General features: G+C 68.5%; 16 protein-coding genes and 1 pseudogene. 5 read left to right on the forward strand and 12 right to left on the reverse strand.

All coding sequences use genetic code 11. The features are described from left to right. Positions 1-151 precede the first annotated feature (151 nt). From IG08_RS62665 to IG08_RS0150255, 3 genes are all read right to left on the reverse strand, one after another. Positions 152-277: a hypothetical protein gene (locus IG08_RS62665; protein ID WP_261726302.1), complete on the reverse strand. Its 126-nt coding sequence runs from the start codon at positions 275-277 to the stop codon at positions 152-154. Between the two features lie 62 nt (positions 278-339). Then, positions 340-1,077: an ABC transporter permease gene (locus IG08_RS0150250; RefSeq protein ID WP_078656090.1), complete on the reverse strand. Its 738-nt coding sequence runs from the start codon at positions 1,075-1,077 to the stop codon at positions 340-342. 67 nt (positions 1,078-1,144) lie between these two features. Next, positions 1,145-2,173 (reverse strand): ABC transporter substrate-binding protein, encoded by a 1,029-nt coding sequence (locus IG08_RS0150255; RefSeq protein WP_030620690.1) that lies wholly within the window; start codon positions 2,171-2,173, stop codon positions 1,145-1,147. 271 nt (positions 2,174-2,444) lie between these two features. Here IG08_RS0150255 and IG08_RS0150260 point away from each other — a divergent pair, with 271 nt between their 5' ends. Beyond that, on the forward strand, positions 2,445-3,230 hold the full coding sequence (locus tag IG08_RS0150260) for an ABC transporter ATP-binding protein (protein ID WP_030620694.1): 786 nt from the start codon (positions 2,445-2,447) through the stop codon (positions 3,228-3,230). Then, complete coding sequence (locus IG08_RS0150265; RefSeq protein ID WP_199821127.1) at positions 3,227-4,171, forward strand: LLM class F420-dependent oxidoreductase; 945 nt, start codon at positions 3,227-3,229, stop codon at positions 4,169-4,171. Before IG08_RS0150260 ends, IG08_RS0150265 begins: the two co-directional genes overlap by 4 nt. Positions 4,172-5,076: 905 nt before the next feature. On the opposite strand, the gene IG08_RS0150270 is transcribed toward IG08_RS0150265, so the two are convergent. Together IG08_RS0150270 and IG08_RS0150275 are read right to left on the reverse strand one after the other, a co-directional pair. Then, positions 5,077-6,000: a DUF6424 family protein gene (locus tag IG08_RS0150270; protein WP_234343196.1), complete on the reverse strand. Its 924-nt coding sequence runs from the start codon at positions 5,998-6,000 to the stop codon at positions 5,077-5,079. Positions 6,001-6,012: 12 nt separating this feature from the next. Further along, complete coding sequence (locus tag IG08_RS0150275) at positions 6,013-7,071, reverse strand: M12 family metallopeptidase (protein WP_052425276.1); 1,059 nt, start codon at positions 7,069-7,071, stop codon at positions 6,013-6,015. Positions 7,072-8,961: 1,890 nt separating this feature from the next. Between IG08_RS0150275 and IG08_RS58345 the strand changes: the two genes are divergently transcribed. From IG08_RS58345 to IG08_RS0150290, 3 genes are all read left to right on the forward strand, one after another. Next, positions 8,962-9,861, forward strand: coding sequence for a trypsin-like serine peptidase (locus tag IG08_RS58345; RefSeq protein ID WP_078656086.1), 900 nt, complete (start codon positions 8,962-8,964; stop codon positions 9,859-9,861). After that, on the forward strand, positions 9,858-10,781 hold the full coding sequence (locus IG08_RS0150285; protein ID WP_030620709.1) for a hypothetical protein: 924 nt from the start codon (positions 9,858-9,860) through the stop codon (positions 10,779-10,781). Before IG08_RS58345 ends, IG08_RS0150285 begins: the two co-directional genes overlap by 4 nt. Before the next feature lie 199 nt (positions 10,782-10,980). Beyond that, positions 10,981-14,418 (forward strand): metallopeptidase domain-containing protein, encoded by a 3,438-nt coding sequence (locus IG08_RS0150290; protein ID WP_030620714.1) that lies wholly within the window; start codon positions 10,981-10,983, stop codon positions 14,416-14,418. A 135-nt stretch (positions 14,419-14,553) separates the two neighbouring features. Here IG08_RS0150290 and IG08_RS0150295 read toward each other — a convergent pair whose 3' ends face one another. From IG08_RS0150295 to IG08_RS58355, 7 genes and pseudogenes are all read right to left on the reverse strand, one after another. Beyond that, a complete protein-coding gene (locus IG08_RS0150295; RefSeq protein WP_078656087.1) occupies positions 14,554-17,019 on the reverse strand; it encodes a SpoIIE family protein phosphatase in 2,466 nt (821 codons plus the stop codon). A 198-nt stretch (positions 17,020-17,217) separates the two neighbouring features. Next, positions 17,218-18,663: an aldehyde dehydrogenase gene (locus tag IG08_RS0150300; protein ID WP_030620720.1), complete on the reverse strand. Its 1,446-nt coding sequence runs from the start codon at positions 18,661-18,663 to the stop codon at positions 17,218-17,220. Between the two features lie 19 nt (positions 18,664-18,682). Then, entirely contained in the window at positions 18,683-19,267 is a 585-nt protein-coding gene (locus IG08_RS63295) for an alpha/beta fold hydrolase (protein ID WP_078656088.1), read from the reverse strand. Between the two features lie 13 nt (positions 19,268-19,280). Next, positions 19,281-20,381 carry an NAD(P)-dependent alcohol dehydrogenase gene (locus IG08_RS0150310; RefSeq protein WP_030620722.1) on the reverse strand — a complete coding sequence of 367 codons (1,101 nt, stop codon included), beginning with the start codon at positions 20,379-20,381 and terminating at the stop codon, positions 19,281-19,283. 143 nt (positions 20,382-20,524) lie between these two features. Beyond that, a complete protein-coding gene (locus tag IG08_RS0150315; RefSeq protein ID WP_078656089.1) occupies positions 20,525-22,246 on the reverse strand; it encodes a sigma-54-dependent Fis family transcriptional regulator in 1,722 nt (573 codons plus the stop codon). A 16-nt stretch (positions 22,247-22,262) separates the two neighbouring features. Next, on the reverse strand, positions 22,263-23,090 hold the full coding sequence (locus tag IG08_RS0150320) for an alpha/beta fold hydrolase (RefSeq protein ID WP_234343199.1): 828 nt from the start codon (positions 23,088-23,090) through the stop codon (positions 22,263-22,265). A 25-nt stretch (positions 23,091-23,115) separates the two neighbouring features. After that, positions 23,116-23,214, reverse strand: a pseudogene (locus IG08_RS58355) (thiolase family protein); the annotation flags it as partial.

Genomic DNA, 23,214 nt, shown 5'->3' on the forward strand with positions numbered 1-23,214 from the left:
GTGAGGGACCCCGCCCTCCCGTTCCCGGACCACGGACACGATCCGTGCCGCCGGACCGTGGAGCGAACGCGGGCAACCAGAACGCCCAACACCGTTCGGAGCGTTCGGCTGAGCATGACTCCTGGCAACAGGACTCACCCCCACTCAGCCTTTAGGAACGGTTGGTGGCCAGCGAGACGGTGGCCGAGGACGGTGTGGGACGGGCAGGCGCGGGTTCGAGCAGCGTCACGCGGGTGCCGAGGGCGGGCGCCACCGCCGCGGCCTCGGTGCCGACCACGACCAGAGAGCGACCCGGGCCCGCTTGCCGCGTGCCGGAATCGGGCGACAGAGTCCCACACGTCAGCCGCGCCAGGTGGTGTCCCTGACCCAGGGCAGCGCGAACCGTTCCAACAACACCAGAGCAAAGTAGAGAAGGATGCTCATCAACCCGATCAGGATGATCGCGGCCCAGGCGGTGGCGGTGTCGCCCACCCCACCGGCTTGCACGATCAGATAGCCCAGCCCGGCCTCCCCGGCCTGGAACTCGCCGATGACCGCACCGATCGCGGCGAGAGGCATGGCCACCTTCAACCCGACGAAGATCTGCGGCAGCGCGGCGGGCAACCGTACCTTCCGGAATGCCTGCCAGCGAGAGGCATCCATCGAGCGCACCAACTCGGCCAGGTCCGCCGGGGTCGATGTGAGGCCGGTCGCGGTGGACAGCACGATCGGGAAGAAGCAGAGCAGGAAGACCATGGTCAGGACCGGCTTCTGACCCCAGCCGAGCGCCCCCACCAACAGCGGCCCGAGCGCGATCTTCGGAACCGCGTTGACGGCGACCAGCAGCGGCGTGAACATTCGCTCCAGTATCCGCGAGGCGGCCAGTGACAGTCCGATCAGAACCCCGCAGGCGCTGGAGAGAACGAACCCGACAACCGTCTCCACCGTGGTGTCACCGGTGTGTTCCAGGAACCGGACCGGGGTTGCGGTGAACGCCGAGAGCACGGCACCTGGCGGAGGCAGTACTGCCGGGTGGATCACCTCCAGCACCGACGTGAGAAGCGACCACACGCCGAGCGCGACCAGCAGCCCGGCCATGGGCAACAGCACGATGCCGACGCCCGTCCTGCGACGTGGACCGCGGCTCCTCTCCGGCGCGGCGCGATCAGGCCTTCGGTACCAGGTCGAAGTCGATGATCTGCTCAGGGGTCATTCCTTTCGGCAGCGTGCCCGCGTCCTCCAGAATCTTGATGCTCCTCGCCACCCGCGCGGAGTCCAGCGTTCCGATCACCGTGCCGGAACCGTCTTTTGGTGTGACGTACGCGGCCATCAACTCCAACTCGGCTGCCGCAGCGGTCGGATTCGTGGCGTCCACGTTCCGGTTCAGGATCTCGGCGGCTTCCTTCGAGTGGGCGAGGCTGTACTCCAAGCCCTTGAGCAGCGCGGCGGTGAACCGCTGCACCATCTTCGGATCCTGCTCGGCGATCTTCGTCGACGTGATCAGCACGTTTCCGTACAGGTCGGGTATCACGTCGCCGTACGGCAGCAGCACGGCCTTCTTCTTCGTCACCGCCTCGATGGTCGGCTTACCCACCACGAACTGGCCGATGCCGTCCACCGAGCCGCCGGCAAGCGTGCCCATCAGGGTCTGTGCCTCGCCGTTGACCCAGGTCACCTTGTCGGCGTCCACGCCGGCCAGTCGGGCGTACGTCGGGAAGAGGTTGCGCACGACAGAGCCGGGCGTGTCGGCGAGCCGTTTACCCTCGAGGTCCTTGGGTTTGGCGATGCCGTTGCCCTCGGTGGTGGCGATCGCGGCCATGGTGCGCTGCTGGATGGCGGCCACCGCGACGAAGTCCTTCGCCTGACCGTTGCCCATATGCAGCAGACCTCCCGTCAGGTCGATGGGGCCGAACTGCGCCTGGCCACTCACGATGGCCGGAATCACACCGCCGGTGCCCTGGCCCGGCCTGATCGTCACGTCGAAGCCGGCCTCTTTGAAGAACCCCTTGTCCTTCGCGACCCAGGCGTACGCGTCCCGGCCGAAGTTGCCGAACGAGGTCAGGTAGGTCACCTTCTTCAGCGCCTTGCCGTCCTCACCGGCATCTGTGTCGGAATCCGAGCCGCCGCACCCCGCGACCAGCGCCAGCGCTGTGGTCAGGGCTACCGCGGCGACCGTACGGGCGAACCTGATCATGCGCACAGTGTTGTCCTTTCCGACCGCCGAACGCGCCGGCGGAGGGGCGTCGAGAAAGACGAGACGGAACGGCGTCACGGAACTGCCGAGGGCATGACACTTGGTGCGTACAACAGCGTACGAGGGATGAGCAGTTGTGGGCCAGGTGTATGGCATCGGGGCATACACCGAAAGGACGACAGGTACCGCCGATCGGCCTGCTGCGGGTAGCCTGATGGGGCGTTAGGACCCGGCCGGCATGACGATTGCCAGTGGATGGGGAGACCGCCGGATGATCAGACTCACCGGTGTGTCCCGGAGCTTCACCAGCCGGTCCGGTTCGACGGTGGCGCTCCAGGACATCGGCCTTCACATCGCCGAGGGTGAGTTCGTGGCGGTGGTGGGCCGGTCCGGGTGCGGCAAGTCCACGCTGCTCCGGCTGATCGCCGGTCTCCTGCCGGTCACCGAGGGCGAGATCACCATCGGCGGCGAGCGAGTCACCGGAGCCCGGCGGGATGTCGCCATGCTGTTCCAGCGGCCTGCACTGCTGCCCTGGCGGTCCGTCCTCGACAACGTCCTGCTGCCCGTGGAGATCTTCGGCTGGAACAAGGCGAAGCATCGCGAGCGGGCGTACCGGCTGCTGGAGACGGCCGGACTCAGCGGCTTCGAGAAGCACCGGCCGCACGAGCTCTCCGGCGGTATGCAGCAGCGTGTCGCGCTGTGCCGGTCGTTGATGGGCGAGCCGCAGGTGCTGCTCATGGACGAGCCGTTCTCCGCACTCGACGCGCTGACCCGCGCGGACCTCGCGGTGGAGCTCCAGCGCATCCACCTCGAGAACTCGTCCACCGTCGTCTTTGTCACGCACTCGATAGACGAGGCCGTGCTGCTCGCCGACCGGGTGGTGGTACTCACCCCGCGCCCGGGCCGGATCCGCAAGATCGTCGACATCGCCATACCCCGGCCGAGGACGCTGGGCCGAACCGCGCATCTGGGCGAAGTGGCCCGCTGCAGCGCCGATCTGCACGAGCTGCTGATGGAACGGGACACATCCTTGGCGGCCGAAACGGAGGGGCGATGAGCCTGCGGATCTGCGTCTTCACCGAGCCGCACCGCGGCGCCGACTACGAGGATCAGCTGCGCTTCGCACAACTCGTCGAGGCCTGCGGATTCGAGGGCTTCTTCCGGGCCGATCACTATCAGGCGATGGGTGCCGATCCCGGCCTGCCCGGCCCCACCGACGCCTGGCTGACGCTCGGCGCGCTCGCCCGGGAGACCTCCAGGATCCGGCTGGGCACCCTGGTCACCTCGGCCACCTTCCGGCTGCCGGGACCGCTCGCCGTGACGGTGGCGCAGGTCGACCGGATGAGCGGGGGGCGGGTCGAGCTGGGCCTCGGCGCGGGTTGGTACGAACGGGAACACACCTCGTACGGAATCCCGTTCCCGCCTGCCCCGGAGCGCTTCGACCGGCTGGAGGAGCAGCTGGCGGTGATCACCGGCCTGTGGCGGACACCGGTGGGCGAGAGCTTCAGCTACCGCGGCGACCACTACCAGCTCGTCGACGCGCCCGCCCTGCCGAAGCCCGTGCAGGTGCCGGGCCCGCCGATCATCGTTGGGGGCCGCGGGCCCAAGCGCACCCCGGAGCTGGCAGCCCGGTACGCCGACGAGTTCAACATGCCCTTCAAGTCGGTGGCGGAGACTGCCCGGGCGTACCGACGGGTCGCCGAGGCGTGCGACCGGACCGGGCGGGCCGGCGCCGGTCAGCCACCACTGGTGCTCTCGGCCGGTGTCGTGGCGGCCATCGGCCGTACGGACGCGGAGGCGCAACGGCGGGCCGCCCCGCTGCACGCCAAGAGCGCGCTGCCGCCGGAGGATGCGATGGTCGGATCCCCGGCCCAACTCGTGGAGCGGCTCGGCGAGTTCGCCGCGATCGGCGCAAGCCGTATCCATCTGCGGCTGATCGACTTCAATGACCTCGACCACCTGGAACTCATCGCCGGTGAGGTGCTCCCGCAGCTGTAGAGCGTGAAAGCCGCGGCACGCTGCGGCGACCACCGCGTTGTGGATACGGTCTGTAATCAATGGCGCAGGCTGGTGGGAGCGTCACACGGCCCGTCCTGTAACGCCCGGTGGTGGCCTACCAGCACGGTGAGATCCCGGTGCCGACTCGAACACCTGTACTCAGTCGGTGCCGCACTTGGTGCTGACTGTGCTGCATCAAAATCCGGCATGGGTGCCAGATCGGGCGAGCTTCGGCCGATGGTCGCCACCGCTGTGGCGACCATGTATCGCCGAACTGTGGGCGTCCCGCCAACGCGGGTGCATACCCGCCGGGCGTCTGCCAGGGCACGCGGGACGTCCACGTCGGCCCCGCGCTCGTGTCCGATCAGAGCAAGAGCAGCGTGGGCCGCGGCGAAGCCCGGGGCCATCGCCGTGGTTCGGTGGAGTGCCTTCTCGGCGCCGGCTCGTACCTTCAGCATGCGGTCCACGCCCGAGCGGAAGGCGGCTGCGGCGGAGAAGTGGGTGCTGAGAGCGCGCCGGACCGAGGCACCAGACAGTCGCGCGGCGGCCGGGGCGAGCACCTCTTCGACGATCGCTGCGGCCTGGGCGCGGATTTCCGGGATCGCCGTCGTCTCCCACAACTCGCCACGGCGTGGCGCACCGAGTGTCCATACGGCGTTGCGAAGCGGGCCACCTTCACGGTCCGACAGAGCAACGGAGTGCGTACCGGCTCCTGAAACAGAGTCGGGGTCCTTCGGATCGCCTCTGCCGGTCCGAGGCGGCTTCACCTACTCGCAGGCTGCTTGAACGTGCTGCCTCTATAGACATCAGCCTTCGCAGCCCGATCTGGCCCGGCTTCGGTGATCGATCGTTGTCCGAACCGCCGGCAGGGAGCCCGTGGCTTCGGATGCTCACCAGCTTTCAGGTCATGCACCACGGCGACTCCGCCGTGGTGCTCGGTCTGTTCGGTCTGCTCGGTCACGCCCCATGGCCGCGGCCGCCAGTGGCCCGGACGCGGTGCGTTGGCCTGGTTCGATCTGGTGGGCGAACGCCTGGAGCGCAGCGGAGCTGTTGGGTGGTAGGACGGCCATCATCTGGAGGTCCTGGGCCTCGGCCACCGTGTCCGCCGCCGCGCTGCCTTCCGGGACGTGCAGCAGTCGTATGTGTCCGTCTCCGGAACCACGGCGGTCCACCGGCGCGACGGCGCCATGGCTTCCGTCCGGCAGGGTCACCCACAGCTGGAAGTCCTCGAACCGGAAGAAGTCGGCGCCCTTGATGGGCCAGGGATAGTGGTGCTCACCCGGCACTTTGGGCAGGATCCCCTGGTGGTTGCCCGCGCTCAGCGGAACGCAGGCGTTGAAGAGGGAATCGGTCCACGCCTCGACGTCGTCCGCGTTCCTGATCTTGTCGCGAAGGAGCGCTTCGGCTTCCTCGTAGCCCAGTTCCACGAGGGCGGGCAGGGTGAGCGGAAAGGCCTCGACGAGTTCGGCCGCCTCCCGCCGGAGCCGGTCCACCCTCGCCGGGTCGGCGCAGAACTGCATGCTCCACTCGATGCCCGCCCTGGCGCGGTACATCCGCCAGCCCTTCTGTCCCTTGACCCAGAGGCTGCCGCCGTGATGCATCTGCCAGCCCTCGGATGCGGTGGGCCGGGGGCCGTAGGGCAGGTCGGCATCGTCCATCTCGGCGAGGATCTTTTTCACCACGGTCTTCGCGGCACGGAAGTGCGACGACGTCGTTCGCTTCGGATGTTCGACCAGGCGGATCTTCCAGGGATGGTCCCCCGAGCGGACACCGCCGGGCTTGAGCCCGGCGGGAATTCGGGTCGCTGTTGCTGAACGTGCGTTGGCCATGGCTGTCCTCCGTCACCAGTACATGAAGGCCGTGCCGCCGCTGCCCCAGGTGGAGTAGAGGCGTGCGCGGGCCACGTAACGGTGTCCTTTGACGAGCTTCGTTTCGAGGTGGCCGTTGCGGTCCTCTCCGCTGTCGTCCTCGCCCGTGACGTAGCGCAGTTCGCCGTCGAGTTCTTCGAACAGCACCAGCAGGACATCGCTGTCCCCGAAGGTGCGCAGTTCGTACTTCCGGGTTTCCGGCGGGACGATCTCGAAGTCCGCCTGCTCACCGGAGGAGAGCTGCAGCGCCGCCGACTCGAACGGCTGGAGCTTGGCAGGTTTGGCCGTCAGTGTCGGGTACCACTGCAGGACGTGCTCCTTGTCCAGCGCGGAGATACTGAGCGGCGATTCGATGCCGTTGCGGTACCTCTCCGGTTGCAGGATCAGCCCGGCCGGGAAGCCGTACTGCATGATCGAGTCGGGGTTCCAGTGGGAACCGGTGACCTCGTCCGGGGAGAGTTTGCGCAGGATGTTGTGGAACGTGGTCTGCCGGGGCCAGTTGTTGGGCGGCCCGCCGAGTTCGGTGTAGACCTTCTCCTCGTCCCAGACGATGCCCGCGAACGGGTTCTGGTGCTCGTGCCCGAAGCCGAGCGTGTGCGCGACCTCGTGCCGTGCGGTGGCCTTGCCGTAACGGCTGGTCAGGTCCCAGCCGTAGCCCATCGTCGGTTCCTGTGAGCCGATGAGCAGGACGTCCCGGCCGACGTACGACCAGGAGCCCTCGTCCGCCCGGAAGGCGATGCGCACTTCGGCGTCGGCGGGATCGGGCACTTCCTCGAACTCCAGCCCTATCCCGAGGTCCTTCCACTCCCGGAAGGCCCGGCGGACCTCGTCGAGTTGCTCCGTCCCTCCGACGTCACCCCCCTCGTCCAGGAAGGCGTAGTGCAGGATCGTGCCGTTGACCCACTTCGTGCGGATCAGCAGTATCGCGCCGGCTCGGTTCGGACTGAGGTCCGCACGCAACGCGGGCTGGGTCTGCGGTGGTTGAGCGCAATACGGAGGAACACCTGTCTCCGTCGCGGGTTGTGTGGTCATGCTGGCTCTCTTTTCACGCGTACGTGACTCATGGGGTGCGAGGCTCAGGAGGACCTGTCGGTCTGCGGCGAAGTCCTCCACGCGGTTCAGGGAAGGTTCGAGGTCCACGAAGACCGGGCAGCGATCGGACGCCTCGGTCCGGTCCGGTCCGATTCCCGGATACCGGTTGCCCTTGTAGGGGTCGGCCCTCAGCGGCAGCCGTACCCGGAAGATGACCGGTGGCTGCGAGCAGATGGTCCAGCTGCCGGTACTCGTCCTCAGCGGTCCAGTAGTGCGTCCACTGGTCGGCCTCGGGCAGCCGCTCCACGACGTTCTCCAGCTGGTCCCAGTGGAGCCAGGTCCTCGAGGAGGTAGGCGGCACCAGGTAGTCGTTGAGATGGCCGAGAACGGCGAACGACGACGCTTTGCGCGGCGCCCTGCGGAAACGAGCGGTGACGATCTGCATGACCTTGGCGGTCTGGCGTTCCCGTTTCCAACGTGTCTTGTCGCGCTCGCCGTTCATCGACTTGGAGTGGTTGGCATGGAGGGTGAGCGTCGTGGTGTCCGACACGTCAGTTCTTGCAATTTGGTCTGTTCGACGACCCACCCGCGCATGTTGGCCTCCGCCGGATCGATGCCGTCCCGGAAGTGCCAACGGGCGAACAGATTCTCGCAGTTGAATGCGGCAAGGCGTACGGTGCTGGACATGAGCCGCCCCTCCGCGGGGCAGCGGCAGCAGTCGTCGGCCAGTGAGATCGGGCGGTCAGCAGGTCGGCGGCATGAATCTGTCGCCACCGCGGTGTTGTGGTTCCGTGGAGATGGGGTTCCAGTGGCATGCCCGATCGAATATTTCCAGCGTCGTCCTGACCTACGGAATCCGCAAGCGGGCGAGCCCCGCGAACGGCTCGCGCCCTTTCCTGGAAAGCCAGTTGAATCGCAAAACACTCGGTTGAATGGCGAAAGGAATGGCTTGCCCGCTGGTTCGCGACCGCGCTGTCTCTGCGAGGAACTGCTGCAGCTTGACTTGGACGACGTGACAGCCGTTCCCGGTGCAGACGTTCCGCCCGGTGCGCGGGCCGTGGACGTCACGCAGGTGGGTGCCCTGGAGGTCTTGCCACCGGGCTGAGCCAGGTCACGAGCCTGCTCCGTGACTGCTGGCGGGGCCGCTGGCGCGGGCAGAACCCGTTGATACGCCTGATGCTGGACGGCGACGTGTCCTGTAGGGATCTCCGAGGCCACGGACGAGCAAGTGGCCGACATGTTCGACCAGTTCGGGGGATCCATGGAGTATCCGCAGTCCAGCGGCGCAGCTCAAGGCTGAGAGAGGAGCTGCACCCGGACGTCGTCCCGTAGGGGAGGATGATTGTTCGATCCCGGCCACGCTCCCAGTCCGGCGTGACCAGGAACAGCCGCCCACCGGATGCCAGCAACAGTCGGAAGCCGGTATATGGGTGCCGATAGATCCGGTCGCCCTCTCCGGCTGCACCGAGCTGGGTCGCAGTAATCCCTGTAGGCAGATCGTCCAGCGGCACCTTGGTGTCAACCATGGCTTCGGGCCGGCGGTCGAGTGCGGCCGCGTCTTCCTCGCCCCGCCCCAGGCCGTATGTCCACGCCAGTTGGGTCGATGCCCAGAAGAGACCGGCCACGAACAGCCCCAGTGCACACATCGCGCCGAGGTGTCGGACTGGGAAGGTCCGCCACCGACGTCTTCGCGAGGTGAGGATGATGGGTCGCTGCCCCGTCTGGCGAGGCTTCCCGCTGGCGGCGCTTGGAGCGCCGCCGGCAGGCAGATGGCCTTGATCAGCTGAACGCCTTCCGAGTTGCGGCACTGACCGCTCGCGCGGCACTCTGGAACTACAGGCTGTATTGGCCGTTCCCCAGTCTCATCATTCGTGCCGGGTGGTGAACGCGATGGCGGGCAGAGACGTTCCCAGGGATGAAATACGACAGCGCTGGGAAAAGAGCACGGGTGACGAACTTTCTGTAGCAGCTGCCCTGCGTGAACGGAACCTTGATCTCGCTAATACCCAACCGGAGATCGACCAGCGTCGTGAGCGGCTGTCCACTTACAACCTGGAACTTGAGGTCATGGTCGATGGCGACGACTCTGTGTGGCTCAGTTTCCTCAGCAGAGCTCTGATAACTTCCCGTTCAGTGGGTCGAGTTGTCACTCTTCTGCCCCGCGAGCCGATAACTGCTGAGGGCACTGGCGTGATGATTTCTCGTCGTTTGCTGCTCACGAATAATCATGTTGTGCCGGACAGTGATCTGGCAGCCAGCATGGGAGTGCAGCTGGGATACGACTATGACGACGAAGGGGACCCGCTGGTGAGCACCGACTACCAGTTCGCCCCCGAGATCTTCTTCTTCACCGTCCCGAAGGAAGACCTGGACTTCACAGTTGTTGCGATCGCTGAACCACTGGGTGAGGACCGCGGCTTCGTGCGGCTCATCGAGCAGCAGGGAAAAATTCTCAAGGCCGAGCCTATGAACGTGATTCACCACCCGGCGGGCGAGCGTAAGAAGCTGAGCATTCGAGATAACCGCCTGGTCTCTGAAGACGATCAGTGGTTGCGCTACACCAGCGACACCCGGCGTGGTTCATCTGGCGCTCCAGTGTTTAACGACCAGTGGGAGATGGTGGCCCTCCATCACGGAGGCGTAGAGGCGCGTGATGTACAGGGTCGCGAAGTGAGCTGGAACGAGGGTGCCAGAGTGAGCCGCATCGCAAGGAAGTTGCAGGACGCGGAACTCTCGCCGGAGCAGCGGGATTTGGTCAAAGAAGCGTTGAGTGAGGGAGCGGGCGAATGAACGCGACACTGGTGTTTGTCCATGGACGCTCTCAGCAGTTCAAGGACCCCGATGAGATCAAGCGGAATTGGTTGGCAGGCCTCGCCTCCGGCTTGGTAAAGGCAGATCTGGAGACGGGGTCCGTCGTTGACGGTACTGCAGTAGCGTTCCCTTTCTACGCCAACTTGCTCTATGGGATCACAAAAGACCTGGCCCGCGATCCGTTGGAACTTGAGTCCATGACGGACAACCTCGATGACGCAGCTCCGCTTCACCCGTACATGCCGCAAGACGTGGGAGTCCTCGAGCGGCAACTCCTGCATGATATGAGGGTTTCCGCTGAAGCCTCCGGAATGGTCCCAATCGAAGGGCCTGCGACTGTCGTTGCCGGCCGAATCGAACTTGAAAGTGTGAGGGAGCGAGTGCTGGCCTGGGGCGTCACCCGCCATGTACTGGCGGCGCTCTCCCGTCATACACGCGTCGACCAGGAGATCATTTCCGCGTACTTGCGCGATGTGGCCGTATATCTGACCAAGGCGCGCGGCAGTGTTCTTGACGTGGTGAAGGCAGCCATCCCACCGGACGGTGGGCCAATCGTGCTCGTCTCGCACAGCCTGGGCACGGTGGTGGCCTGCGACCTACTGGCCGACGAGAACCTATGCCGGCGCACCAAGCTCTGGGTGACAGCGGGCTCGCCGCTAGGCCTGGAAGCGGTCTGTAAAAATCTTGAGACTCCAGGCCCCCGCAACATCGACGTCGACTGGCTGACCACCTATGACGTCAGCGACATCGTCGCCTTGGGGCATCCGCTTCAGAAGAGGGACTGGGGCGGTGTCGAGAATGTGCAAGTCGATAATGGCGACGAACCGCACTCCATCGAGAGATATCTCGGCCATCCGGAAGTTGCTCAGCGGATCGGCGCCGCTCTCGCTGGTGCGTAGAGAACCAAGGCCTGGCCGGTCAGCGGGCATGGATACCGGCCAGGCCTTGGCGGCTTGCACGTGGGATGTGATGAATCCAGGCAGGCCGTCAACGGACGCCATGTGATCCCCGTTTTCTCGAGCAGCCTTCGATCGAGCTGGCAAGGGTGCTCGCCAGGCGTCCCTGCAGCCGGGGTGGTAGGAGCATCGGAGAGTAGCCATGATCACGCAGCTCGCTTCACTGAACGACGCGATAGCCGCAGTCGAAGACATCGATCGGGGTCTTATCTGGTTGGTGGAGGGCGACGGGCCGTGCCTGGCGTCATGGAACCAGTCCGCCGGACAGCTCGACCGGCACGTGGCCCTCCCCTCCGCGCCGAGCGGTGTCGCCTTGAGCGGCGACCGCAAGGATGTCGTGATCTCCCTCCAGGACGGAACGATCATCACCGTGCCTGCCGACGATCCGGCAGCGGGCACGACACAGGTCGCCCAGGTGCCCCACAGACTCGGTCAACTGACGGCCACCACACCGCTCACCGGCCGTGGGCACGCGCTCGCGGTCACCGAGTCGATGTCGCGCGTGATGGCCGTGCGTCTTAGCGACGGCCAGGTACGCAAGGTGGTGGACGTCCCAGATCTGACCGGCGTGACCGCCCGAGCCTCGGACGTGTGGGCCGCGGCGACGACAGCGGGCGAAGGCCGACTACTCAAGATCACCACCGGTAGCACACAGGGCATCGTGTCGGGCCGGCTACCCACGGGACACCTCACCGTGAGTGCCGACCGCGAGCTGCTGTTGACCGCACACCCCGCCGCCGACCGCGTGTCTGTCTTTCGCTTCGCCGACGGCAGCGTGACCGTCTGCGCCACCGACACACCCGAGCTCGACGGACGTATCGTCGAGATGCATGGCCTCGACGACGGACGCCTCCTTCTTCTCACCGCCAAGGGCCTTGCCGTCGCCGACGACCTCGCCGACCTCGAAAGCCGGCCTCGGTTGGTGCCGCCGGCCGATCCCTTGTTCGTCGGCTCCTGGGTGCCCCTCCAGTACGACCTGTCGGGCTCCTCGCTCACAGGCGACGACCTGACGTTCGTCGTCCACGGCGACCCCGATGCCGCCCTGGTCTCATACACGTCGACGACCCCTGGTCCCGGCGGCCACAAGGTGCCCATGCTCATCGCCGGCGGCTTGCTCGGCCAGTTCGAGGTCTCCATGGTCGAAACCAGCACGGGCCAGGAGCTCGACCGCGCCACCTTCGAGGTGACCGACCACTGGCGTGACCCCGACCACGGCCCTTCCAAGATGTACCAGGGCGACAGCGCCCCGCCCCCCGCCGGAGACTGGGGCGGCGGACCGAACACCCCGCAGAACCTCGGCACGAACACGCACAACGGGCGCTGGCGTACCCTCATCCTGCTCGTCAACACCACGGACGGTTCCTTTCCGGCATCCGCCACCGACCTGGCCGCCGCCCGCAAGGCGATCCTCGACGAGGTCCAGGACGGCGTCTCCTTCAACGGCCAGACACGCTCGGCACGCCACTACTACGAGGAGTTGTCGGGCTGGAACGTCAACACAGGCCGCGGCCTCACCGTGCAGGCGTACAACAACCGTGTCTACGGCCCGGTAGACCTGCCGGAGGGCTGGGACAGCTACTTCACACAGAAGAAGGACGCCGCCGGGACCGTCACGGACGCCCGCTGGTCCTCGCTCGGCGCGACTGTCCAGACGATCATCACCCGGACGATCTCGACCGGCCTGCTCACCAACGCCGACTACGGCAACATCGACGTCCTGCTGATGGTGCCGTTCTCCCCGGACGCGCCGGGAGCGGGATCCAACCGCTTCGTGTGGCCGCACGCCAACTCGGCGCAGACGTTCCTGGCCGGGACCAACGTCGCAAACGACCAGGAGACCTTCGGTTTCGTCTTCGCACCGCCCGACTTCGCGACGCAGGACGGCCGCCAGTTCCACACCACGCTCTCGCACGAGTTGGGGCACACCCTCGCGCTGCCCGACCTCTACAACTTCCCGTCCTACACGCCGAACATCACCAGCAGGCTTGCCGGCGGATGGGACATGATGGCCGGCAGCCGCGACACCTTGCCGCACTTCACCCTCTCCAACCGGATGCGCCAGGGCTGGATCGACGCCGGTCACCTGAAGCTCTACAACTTCCGCGGCGCGGCCAGCGTCAACGACTCGATCACGCTGCACGCCGCTGAACTCGGCAATCCGCCGGCCGGTCGCGTGCGCGGCATCGAGATCCGCCTGGCCGACGGCTGGAACACCTATGTCGAGTACCGCGGGCGACAAGCGGGCCAGATCGGCGACACCCTGCCGACCGACCGGCGGGTGGTCATCACCGACGTCACATCGGACGCCTTCGTCACACCCACGTCACGTCCTCCGATCATGTTCGTCCAGAACGACCAGGACGGGGACGGCCCGATCCTGGACACGACGGCCGACTACGAGGACGTCGACCCCGCGACCCAGAAGACACTCCTGGTCAAAGTCGTCTCGACGGCGGCCGACAACGCGGTCGTCAAGGTGGAGTACGGCTCCAACGGTCGCCCCGACCCGGGTATCCGCCCCTGGACCGGCGGCCCCGACTGGCAGAGCCCCGACATCGAGATTCGCAACGCCAAGTCGATGGCGGATCCTGGGCGCTGGTACAACACGCCCTGGATCGGTAACCCGAATTCTGTGATCGCGAAGGTCCGCAACAGTGGCGACCTGCTCTGCAAGGGCGTCGTCGTCGACTTCTTCGTCATCGAGTTCTCGACGGGCGACGGCCCTATGGTGCCCCTGGGCAGCGACACTCACGACATCCCGCCCAACGCGACCCAGGAGTTCACCGCCGGATGGTCCCCGACCAGCGCCACGGGCCACTACTGCATCGTCGTCCGCATACGGCTCTACCAGGACCCGACAGCCGCTGGAGTAATCGAGACGAACATCTACAACAACGAAGCACGGTCCAACTACACCCGCTTCGTGTCCGCGTCCGCATCCCCCTCGTCCCGCGCGCTTGCCCGCGTCCAGCTGGCCAATCCCTTCGAGGACTCCACCTTGGTCAAGGCGGTCGTCCATCAGACCCACCGCTTCCACCGCGTCTACATAGACCACCAGTGGCTGCGCGTGCCAGGCGGATCGAGTCGGCCGGTCTGGGTGTTCGACGAGGCACTGGCGGGGTTCCCCGAGGCCGCGGAGTACGGCGAGATCACCGAGGAATTGTGGGGGCGCGACAACAAGGTCAGCATCGAAGGCTGGGCAGACCGCCCATTCAGGGCCGACTGCGGCGCGCCCACCCTGACTGGCGGCGCGGGCATCCGCGTCGGTTCCGGCCGAGCGACCGAAATCCGCGTTCTCGAAGCGTCCGTGAGCTATGCCAGTGGCACGGTCGAATATGTCGACGGAGCCGGCGGCGCTCCCGACGGAAAGGTCATCGTCGTCGCCCAGGAGTCGGACGAGACGGGCGTGATCAACCCGATCGGAGACCGGGTCACGGGCGAAGGCACGGTGAGCAACGGCCAGTTCGGAATGGAGTTCAATCGCCGACTCGACGCCGACCACGGCGTCGTACAGGCTCATTTCCTCGGCGACTTCGGCGGCGCACCGTCAGAGAGCGAGCCAGTACGGGTGCACGACTGAGCGCGACAGTTCGTTGTGACCGTGCCTTGGTAAGGGGGCGGCTCGGCGAGTGCGGTACGTGCCGTACGGCGTGGGCGGTCAACTCGGTGCGGGCGAGCGTGGCCGGGGCGTCAGATCGAGGGGGCGTGCACGGGGCTACGCGGGGGTGGGCAGGGGCTGTTCTGCCCAGATGGTCTTTCCGGTGCCGGTGTGGCGGGTGCCCCAGCGCTCGGTGACTTGGGCGACGATGAGCAGGCCTCGGCCGCCTTCGTCGTAGACGCGAGCGCGTCGCAGGTGGGGGGCGGTGCTGCTGGCGTCGGAGACCTCGCAGATGAGGGCGGTGTCGTGGATCAGCCGCAGCTGGACGGGAGAGCCGCCGTAGCGGATGGCGTTGGTGACCAGTTCGCTGACGACGAGCTCGGTGGTGAAGGCGGCGTCCTCCAGGTGCCAGGCGGACAGCTGGGCGCAGGCCAGTTCGCGGGCGCGGGCGACGACCGCGGGGTCGGCCGGCAGGTCCCAGGTGGCGACCCGGTCGGGCCCCAGGGCCCGGGTCCGGGCCAGAAGGAGGGCGGCGTCGTCCGTGCGGCGGTCGGACAGCAGGCTGCGCAGCACCGAATCACAGGTTTCCTCCAGACCGCGGCCGGGTGTGGCGAGGGCGGCACGGAGAAGGGCGTACCCGTCGTCCGGATCACGGTCGGGGGTTTCGACGAGACCGTCGGTGTAGAGGGCGAGGACGCTGTCTTCGGGAAGGTCGAACTCCGCGACCTCGAAGGGCAGGCCACCGACTCCCAGCGGGGGGCCGGCCGGGACGTCGAGGAGGTCGACCCTGCCGTCCGGGGTGACCAGGGCCGGCGGGGGATGGCCGGCCCTGGCCACGGAACAGTGCCGGGAGACGGGGTCGTACACGGCGTACAGGCAGGTCGCACCCACTTCGCTCGCGTACTCCTCGGCCGGGGTGAAGTCACCGTCCTCCGAGTTCTCGCGGTCCAGACGCAGTACGAGGTCATCGAGCTGGGTGAGCAGTTCGTCGGGTGTCAGGTCCATGTCCGCGAGGGTGCGTACCGCGGTACGCAGTCGGCCCATGGTGGCGGAGGCGCGGATGCCGTGGCCGACGACGTCACCCACCACCAGGGCCACCCGGGCCCCGGACAGCGGGATGACGTCGAACCAGTCGCCGCCGATCCCGGCGCGGGAGTGGGCCGGCAGGTAGCGGGAGGCCACCTCCACGGCGGCCTGCCGGGGTGTGTGGTGGGGGAGGAGGCTGCGTTGCAGGGCGAGTGCGACAGCGCGTTCGCGGGAGTAGCGGCGGGCGTTGTCGACACACAGCGCGGCACGGGCCGCCAACTCCTCCGCCAGGAGCAGGTCGTCCTCGCCGAAGGGCTCCGCGGTGCGATGGCGGGCCAGGATCGCCAGCCCCAGGGTGACGCCGCGGGCCCGCAGAGGCGCCACCATCATCGAGTGCATTCCGTGGACCTTGATGCTGCGGGCGCGCTCAGGAGAGCCCGCCCCCCACCACCGCAGGGTTGCGGCATCGATCTGATGCCGTGAGGGGCGGCCCGCGGCCAGGGCGCGGCCCGGGGGCGAGTCCGCGGGGTAGGTGTGTGTCGCCCCGAGTGGAACCACTGCCTCGGGGCAGCCCGGGAGAACAGAGCGCTGGGCGGCGCGGCGGAAGACCAGGACGTCGCCGAGGGGAGCCGCGCCCGCGTCCTGGCCCTGCAGGACGCTGTCCAGCAGGTCCACGACGACGAAGTCGGCGAAGTGGTCCGTGCAGACCTCCGCCAGTTCGTCGGCGGTGCGGGTCAGATCGAGCGTGGTGCCGATGCGCAGTCCGGCCTCGTTCAGCACGCTCAGCCGTCTACGGGCCCGGACCTGCTCGGTGGTGTCCACCGCCGCCAGGGACATGGCCTGCACGCGGCCCGCGGGGTCCCTTACCGGGTACAGGGACAGCAGCCAGGCGCGGGTCTCTCCGGGGGTTCGTAGAAACGCCTCGCGGGGCACTGTCTCCCCGCCTCGCAGCACCCGCTCCACGACCTCGTCGAGATCATCCAGACCCTTGAGGTGGCCGGATTCCCCGATACGCACGCCGAGAAGGTCCCGTTCGGACTCGCCCACGGCGCGTTCCATGGCCGCGTTGAGGGCGATAGCCAACGCCTGACGGTCGAAGAGCGCCATCGGAAGCGGGATCTGGTCCAGCGCCCACTGCTTGAGCGTCGCCGTTCCCGGTTCGCTGCCGGTAGCTCGGACATCTTCCGTGGCCGGCGCACCGGGCTGCTCCGGTCCGGCGACCGTGAGGAACCAGCGCGTCTCGCCGGCCGCGTCCAGCAAGGGGTGCACCTCGACCAGCACGTTCACACGGTGTCCGTCATGGTGCCGCACGGCAACCTGCCCGCTCCAGCCCTCCCGCTCGGCGCATCGGATCGTGGCGGTCGCAGGAAGGGCCTCGGCGAGCAGTCCCGCGGCTGCCCGGCCGACCACCTCCACGGGTTCGTAGCCGAGGAGCCGCCGGGCTCCGGAGCTCCACGCGGTCACCAGGCCGTGGTCGTCCAGCGCGGCCGATGCGGTCTGCTCCGACGGCGGCCCCGCGCGGCTCGAGCCGACCGTGGCGGCGGTGTCTCTGTCCATAGGTGTAGCTCTCGCTCTGCCGCAGCAGCCCCCTCCGATCCCGGCGGGCCCGTCCACGGCAGCACTTCCAGACTGCTCCCTTCATTCCGCCTCCACAAGCGCATCGCCATGCACAGAGCTGTTGTGGAGGGAGCTGCGCCGGACCGCGCGCCGGGCACCGCGGTGAGCGGTGCCCGGCGCTGCGGCAAGCCGTGTGGGTCACAGATAGACGGTCTGTGTCTGCTGGTAGGCCGTCAGGCCCTCCGGCCCCAGCTCGCGGCCCAGGCCGCTGGCCTTCACACCGCCGAACGGAGCGGCCGGGTCCGGGATGTAGCGGTTGACACCGATCGTGCCGGTGCGCACCCGGTGAGCGACGGTGGCGCCGCGTTCGGGGTCGGCCGTCCACACCGTTCCGCCGAGGCCGAAGTCGGAGTCGTTGGCAATGCGCACGGCGTCGTCGACGCCGTCGTACGGGATGAGGGAGAGCACCGGGCCGAAGATCTCCTCCTGCGCGATGGTGGAGCTGTTGTCGACGTCGGCGAAGACGGTCGGCTGCACGAACCAGCCCCGCTCCAGGCCGTCCGGACGGCCGCCGCCGGTCGTCAGCCGTGCACCCTCGGCGCGGCCCTTGGCGATGTACGACTCCACGCGCTCGCGCTGGCGGGCGTTGGCCATCGGACCGATCTGGGTCGCCGGATCGCTCGCGTCGCCGACGGTGAGCGAGCCCGCCAGGGCGGTGAAGGCGTCCACGACCTCGGTGTAGCGGCTGCGTGGGGCGAGGACACGGGTGCCGAGGAAGCAGGTCTGGCCGTTGTTGAGCAGGGTGGAGCCGAACAGGCCCTCGCCGATCTTCGCCAGGTCCAGATCGGCGTCGTCGAGGACGATCGCCGCGGACTTGCCGCCGAGTTCCAGGGTGACCGGGCGCAGCAGGCGGCCGCACACCTCTGCGATGGTCCGCCCGGCGGCCGTGGAGCCGGTGAAGGCCACCTTGTCGACGGCCGGGTGGGAGACGAGGTAGGCGCCGGCCTCCCGTCCGGCCGGGACGATGTTGATCACCCCCGCCGGAACCCCGGCCTCCTCGACGGCCTCGGCCAGCAGGTAGGCGTCCAGCACGGTCTCCGGCGAGGGCTTGATGACCAGGGAGCAGCCGGCCGCCATCGCGGGGGCGATCTTGAACATGGTCAGTGCCTGCGGGAAGTTCCACGGCACGATCGCCGCGACGACGCCGACCGGTACCTTGCGGACCTGGATCGACCCACCGAACAGACCGGCCCGGGTCTCCTCGAACGCGGCCTCGCGGGCCAGGGAGGCGTAGTAGCGCAGCACCGCGCTCGGGTAGCCGACCTCCAGCTGGCGGGCGACCGCGACCGGCATGCCGTTCTGCGCGCTGACCCGCTCGACGAATCCGTCCGCCCGCTTGTCGATCGCGTCGGCGAGGCGCTCCATCACCTCGGCGCGCCGGGCGGGCTCCCAGCTCGCCCAGCCGGACGGGGCGTCGAAGGCGGCGCGGGCGGCGGCGACCGCCCTGTCGATGTCGGCCTCGGTGCCCTCCGGTACCTGGCCGAGCAGCTCTTCGGTGCTGGCGTTGACGGGCTTGATGGTGCGGTCCGTGGTGTGGCGGACCCATTCGCCGCCGATGTAGAAGGTGTCGTAACGGAGTTGCATCACAGGGCTCCTCGGCAGTTCAGGCTGGGGTGGGGGCGGTGGCGCGGCGCACGGCCGCGGTGACGGCACGAAGAAGGGGTTGGTGCGCTCGCCGATCAGGAAGGTGATCGGGACGCGGATGCCGTGGACACGGCTCAGCGGCAGGTGTTCGAACATCACCCAGTGGGGGTGTGGATCGGGTTCGGCCAGGACGTTGGGGGCGTGGGAGAGCAGCCGGTCCCGCTCCTCCTGGGGCGCCATGTCGTACGACTCCCGGCCGCCCAGCGGAAGAAGTGCTCGGCTCCGTCCAGCCGGCGGCGGTCAACGCGAGCGCGATGCTGCCGCCCGAGCTCCAGCCCACGACCGTGGCCGGGGCCAAGGCCACGTGCTCCGGCATCGCCACGGCGTCCGCCACATGGCGCCGGTGATCGCGCACCGGCGGATCCGCGGAGGCGCCGTAGCCGCGCCGCTCGTAGGCGATGACCCGGTGACCGGCCGCGGCGAGGTCACCGGTGGTCCGGCCCCAGGTCGCGGCCTGCGCCGCGGTGCCGTGGATCGGCAGCAGCGGCTCGCCGGTGCCGTGCTCCTCGTAGGCGAGGTCGACACCGTCGTACGAGAGGAACATCGCGCCCCGCCGCTCAGGCAAAGGTGAGGACGGGCTTGAGGGTGGTGCCCTTCTCGGAGTCCTCGACGGCCTGGTTGATGTCGTCGAAGGCGTAGGACTTGATCAGCTTGCCGAAGGGGAAACGGCCCTGCTGGTAGAGGTCGACCAGCTTGGGGATGAACAGGTGCGGCACGCTGTCGCCCTCGACGATGCCGCGCACGCTGCGGCCGAAGAGCAGCGAGGACATGTCGAGCGCGACCTCGGTGCCGAGGGCGGCGGCGCCGATCAGGCCGCAGGTGCCGCCCTGGTTGAGGGCGTCGACGGCCTGACGCAGGACGGCCGGGACGGCGGTGGTCTCCAGCGTGTAGTCGACGCCCAGGCCGCTGGTGAGGTCGCGCAACAGGGCCACCGTGTCGCCCTCGGCGCCGTTGATGACGTGGGTGGCGCCGACCTCCTTCGCCAGCTCCAGGCGCTGGTCGTTGAGGTCGACGGCGACGATGGTGGTGCAGCCCGCGACGACGGCGGCCATGACGGCGCTCAGGCCGACCGAACCCGCGCCGAAGACCGCGATGCTGCTGCCCGCCGGCGGCTTCAGGGAGTTGAGGACGCCTCCGGCGCCGGTCTGGATGCCGCAGCCCAGCGGGCCGAGCAGTTCCAGGGGCGCGCCCGGGTCGACCTTGACCACGTTCCGCTCGGTGGCCAGGGCGTAGTTCGCGAAGGCGGACTGGCCGAAGAACACGCCGTGCACGTCTCCGGTCTCGCGGTGCAGGGGCGTGCTGCCGTCGGGCCGGGAGCCCGCGAAGTTGCACGCGAAGAACTGGTCGCAGTAGGCGGGGCGGCCCTGAATGCACATACGGCAGCCGCCGCAGGAGTTGAACGTGAGGACGACGTGGTCGCCGACGCCGACGGAGGTGACCCCGCCGCCGACGGCCGCCACGACGCCGGCGCCCTCGTGGCCCAGCACGGCCGGCAGCGGCACCGGGTACCACTGGTCACGGACGATCAGGTCGGTGTGACACACGCCCGAGCTCACCATCTTCACCACCACCTCTCCCGGACGCGGATCGTCCAGGTCGAGGGGTGCGAGGGTGAAGGGGGCGCCCTTGGTCTCGGTCAGCGCGGCGGTGATGCGCATGGTGCGGCTCCTTTGCCGGTGTTTGTCCCACCGGAAAAGTAGAGGCGGGCGCCACCCACGAACTGTTCAATTCGTGGACACTCAGGCCGGCGCAGCTGTTCTCGACACGCGACGCGCTCAGTTCCGGGACGCGGTCCGACCGCTCAGGCGGTGATCCGCAGAGCGCGCATGCGGTTGTAGAGGGTGGTGCGGCTGATGCCGAGCCGCTTCGCGGCACGCAGCTTGTTGCCGCCGCACTCGCGCAGCGCGGTGGAGATCGCGTCGTGCTCGGCACGCTCCAGCGGAGTCATGCTGCGCCGACGCGGGCTGACCCTGTACCCCTCGGGCAGGTCCTGGAGGGTGATGTCGCCTGCCGAGTGGCGTCCGGCGACCGTCCGGACGAGCGTGTGCAGTTCGCGCAGGTTGCCGGGCCACAGATGGCCGGCGAGGGCCGCCAGTGCGGCCGGGGTGAAGCGCAGCCGGCCGTAGACGCCCAGATCGTCGAGCATCGTTCGTACGAGTCCCGGCAACTCCTCGGTACGGTCCCGCAGCCTGAGCAGCTCGATCTGCGCGGGACAGCCTGCGGCGAGAACGGCGCTCTGGCCGGTGAGCTCGGCAAGGGGAGCACCGGTCAGGACGATCCACGGGCCGGGCCGCTCCAGGAGTCGCCGCAGGCGGACGGCACAGGTGTCGGGCAGCAGCTGCGCGTCCTCGATGACCAGCAGGGACGGGCGGGCGTCCGCCGCCCGCTCCAGGTCGGCGAGCCAGGCGGCCGCTCCGCGTACGGCCGCGTCCGACGCATCGAGGCTGACGATCCGGGTCGCGTCTCCGCCCGCCAGCGACCGCACCGTCGTGGTGCGTCCCGTGCCGGGTGCCCCGCCGATGTACACCGGCGTGCCCGGCAGGAGTTCCACGGGTCGTACGGCAGGGCGCCGGGCGGAGCCGACGCGGTGGGCCGTGGCGCCGGGCTCGTCCGGGTCGTGGAACTCGAACAGCACACCGTCGGTCCCGGGTGCGACGGCCTGGAACCGTACGGACAGGGTGCGTCCTGAGGACAGCTCGACCGAGCGGACCAGGTGGGGCTGGGGGCATCCGCCGGTGCCCCGGCGGCCGAGGCCGGCCGCCAGTTCGCGGAGCTGGATGTGGTCGACGGGGTCGAGGAGTTCCACGGCCGCGGGGCTCGCCAGCACCACCCCTTCGCCGAGCACCAGCACAGGTCGGATCCGCCCGGCCGCCGCCACCTGGAAGGCCGCCAGCATCCGCTGCTCGACGTGGCGCGTGGTCTGCAGCAGCCGTTCCTCGATGTCGCGTGCGGCGCGTGCGATGAGCGGGGTGAGCAGGGGGGAATCGTTCCTGGTGAGGCAGGTGATGTCGAGGACGCCCTCCAGCCGCCGGGTCACCGGGTGGCTGATCGGGTGCCCGTAGCAGCTGAACTGTTTGAAGGGTTCGAGGTAGTGCTCTTCCCCGTGCACCGCGACCCCACGTCGCAGTTCGTGGGCCGTGGCGATCGAGTTCGTCCCGGTCGTCTCCTCCAGGAACACCCCGCCCGCCACCGTGCCGAGCCCCTCGAGCCGGTCGCGCAGCGCACGGGCCCCGACGGGCATGTCCACGATCCGTGACTCGCGGTCGGCGAGCAGCACACAGAAGTCGGCGTCGCCGAGCTGTTCGGCGAGCTCGGCGACAACCGGCTCGGCCGCCGCCGCGAGACGGCTGCGCCGGTCCACCGCGTCCGGTTCCACACGGAGATTCGGAGCCGCAGGGGTGAGCCCGCTCATCTCGGAGCGCCACCAGGAGTGCGCGATCTCCGGACGCAGTGTGGTGTCACTGGGGTTCACAGCGACCTCCGGCGAGATGTACGCCGCGCTTGGGCGGCTTGGTACGGGCATGCGGAGAATAGACGGATCAGTCGGGCAGGGAAACCCGTGTCGCATCCCTGGTGCACGTCGCGTGCAGATGGGCACTGAGCGCGGCCTGCAGTGCTTGGGGCCGCTCGGCGGCGAGGTGTCCGCAGGCGATCACCTCCAGGGCAGCATGCGGAATTCCCTGCGCGAGCTCCTGGGCGTGTTCCAAAGGAGTGGCCGTGTCGTGGGAGCCGCCGACGACAAGGGTGGGGGCGGTGATCCTGGCCAGGTCGGGGCGCAGGTCCAGGGCGGCGAGGGCGTCACAGCACGCCGCGTAGCCGACCGGATCGGCGTCGGCGAGGTTGCCGAGAAGCCGACGGCCGAAGGCGGTTTCGGCGAAGGCGGCGGTGGTGAACCAACGGTCCGGGACGGCCGCGAGCAGTGACGCGGTCCCCTCGGACCGCACCTGTGCGGCGCGCCGTAGCCACGGGTCTGCGGGGCCGAAGTGCGCGGAGGAGCAGATCAGGGCCAGTGACGTGACCCGTCCGGGACGGTGGGCCGCGAGATGGGTGCCGATGGCTCCGCCCAGGGAGATGCCCGCGTAGTGGAACCGGTCCCAGCCGTGGTGATCGGCGACGTCGAGCACCAGTGCGGCGAGGTCGTCGACCGTCGTGCGGCCGGGCTCGGGATCGCGCAGGAGACCGGCCGTGGAACCGCCGTGTCCGGGCAGGTCGAAGCGCAGTACCCGGAAACGGCGGGTCAGGGAGGGCAGTTGGGGTTCCCAGACTGCCTTGGAGGTGCCCAGGGATGGGCCGAGTATCAGCGGGGGCCCGTCGGCCGGGCCGATGAGGTGGTGGTGCAGCAAGGGGAACGAGGCGGGGAGGGGCACGGCGGCTCCTACGGGCGTGAGGGTCCTAGCGTTCGAGGACGAGGGCGAGGCCTTGGCCGACGCCGATGCAGAGGGTGGCGACGCCGATTCCGCTGCCGTGGCGGGCGAGTTGGTGGGCGACGGT

Source organism: Streptomyces fulvoviolaceus, assembly GCF_000718165.1.
In the GTDB taxonomy this organism is placed as follows: domain Bacteria; phylum Actinomycetota; class Actinomycetes; order Streptomycetales; family Streptomycetaceae; genus Streptomyces; species Streptomyces fulvoviolaceus.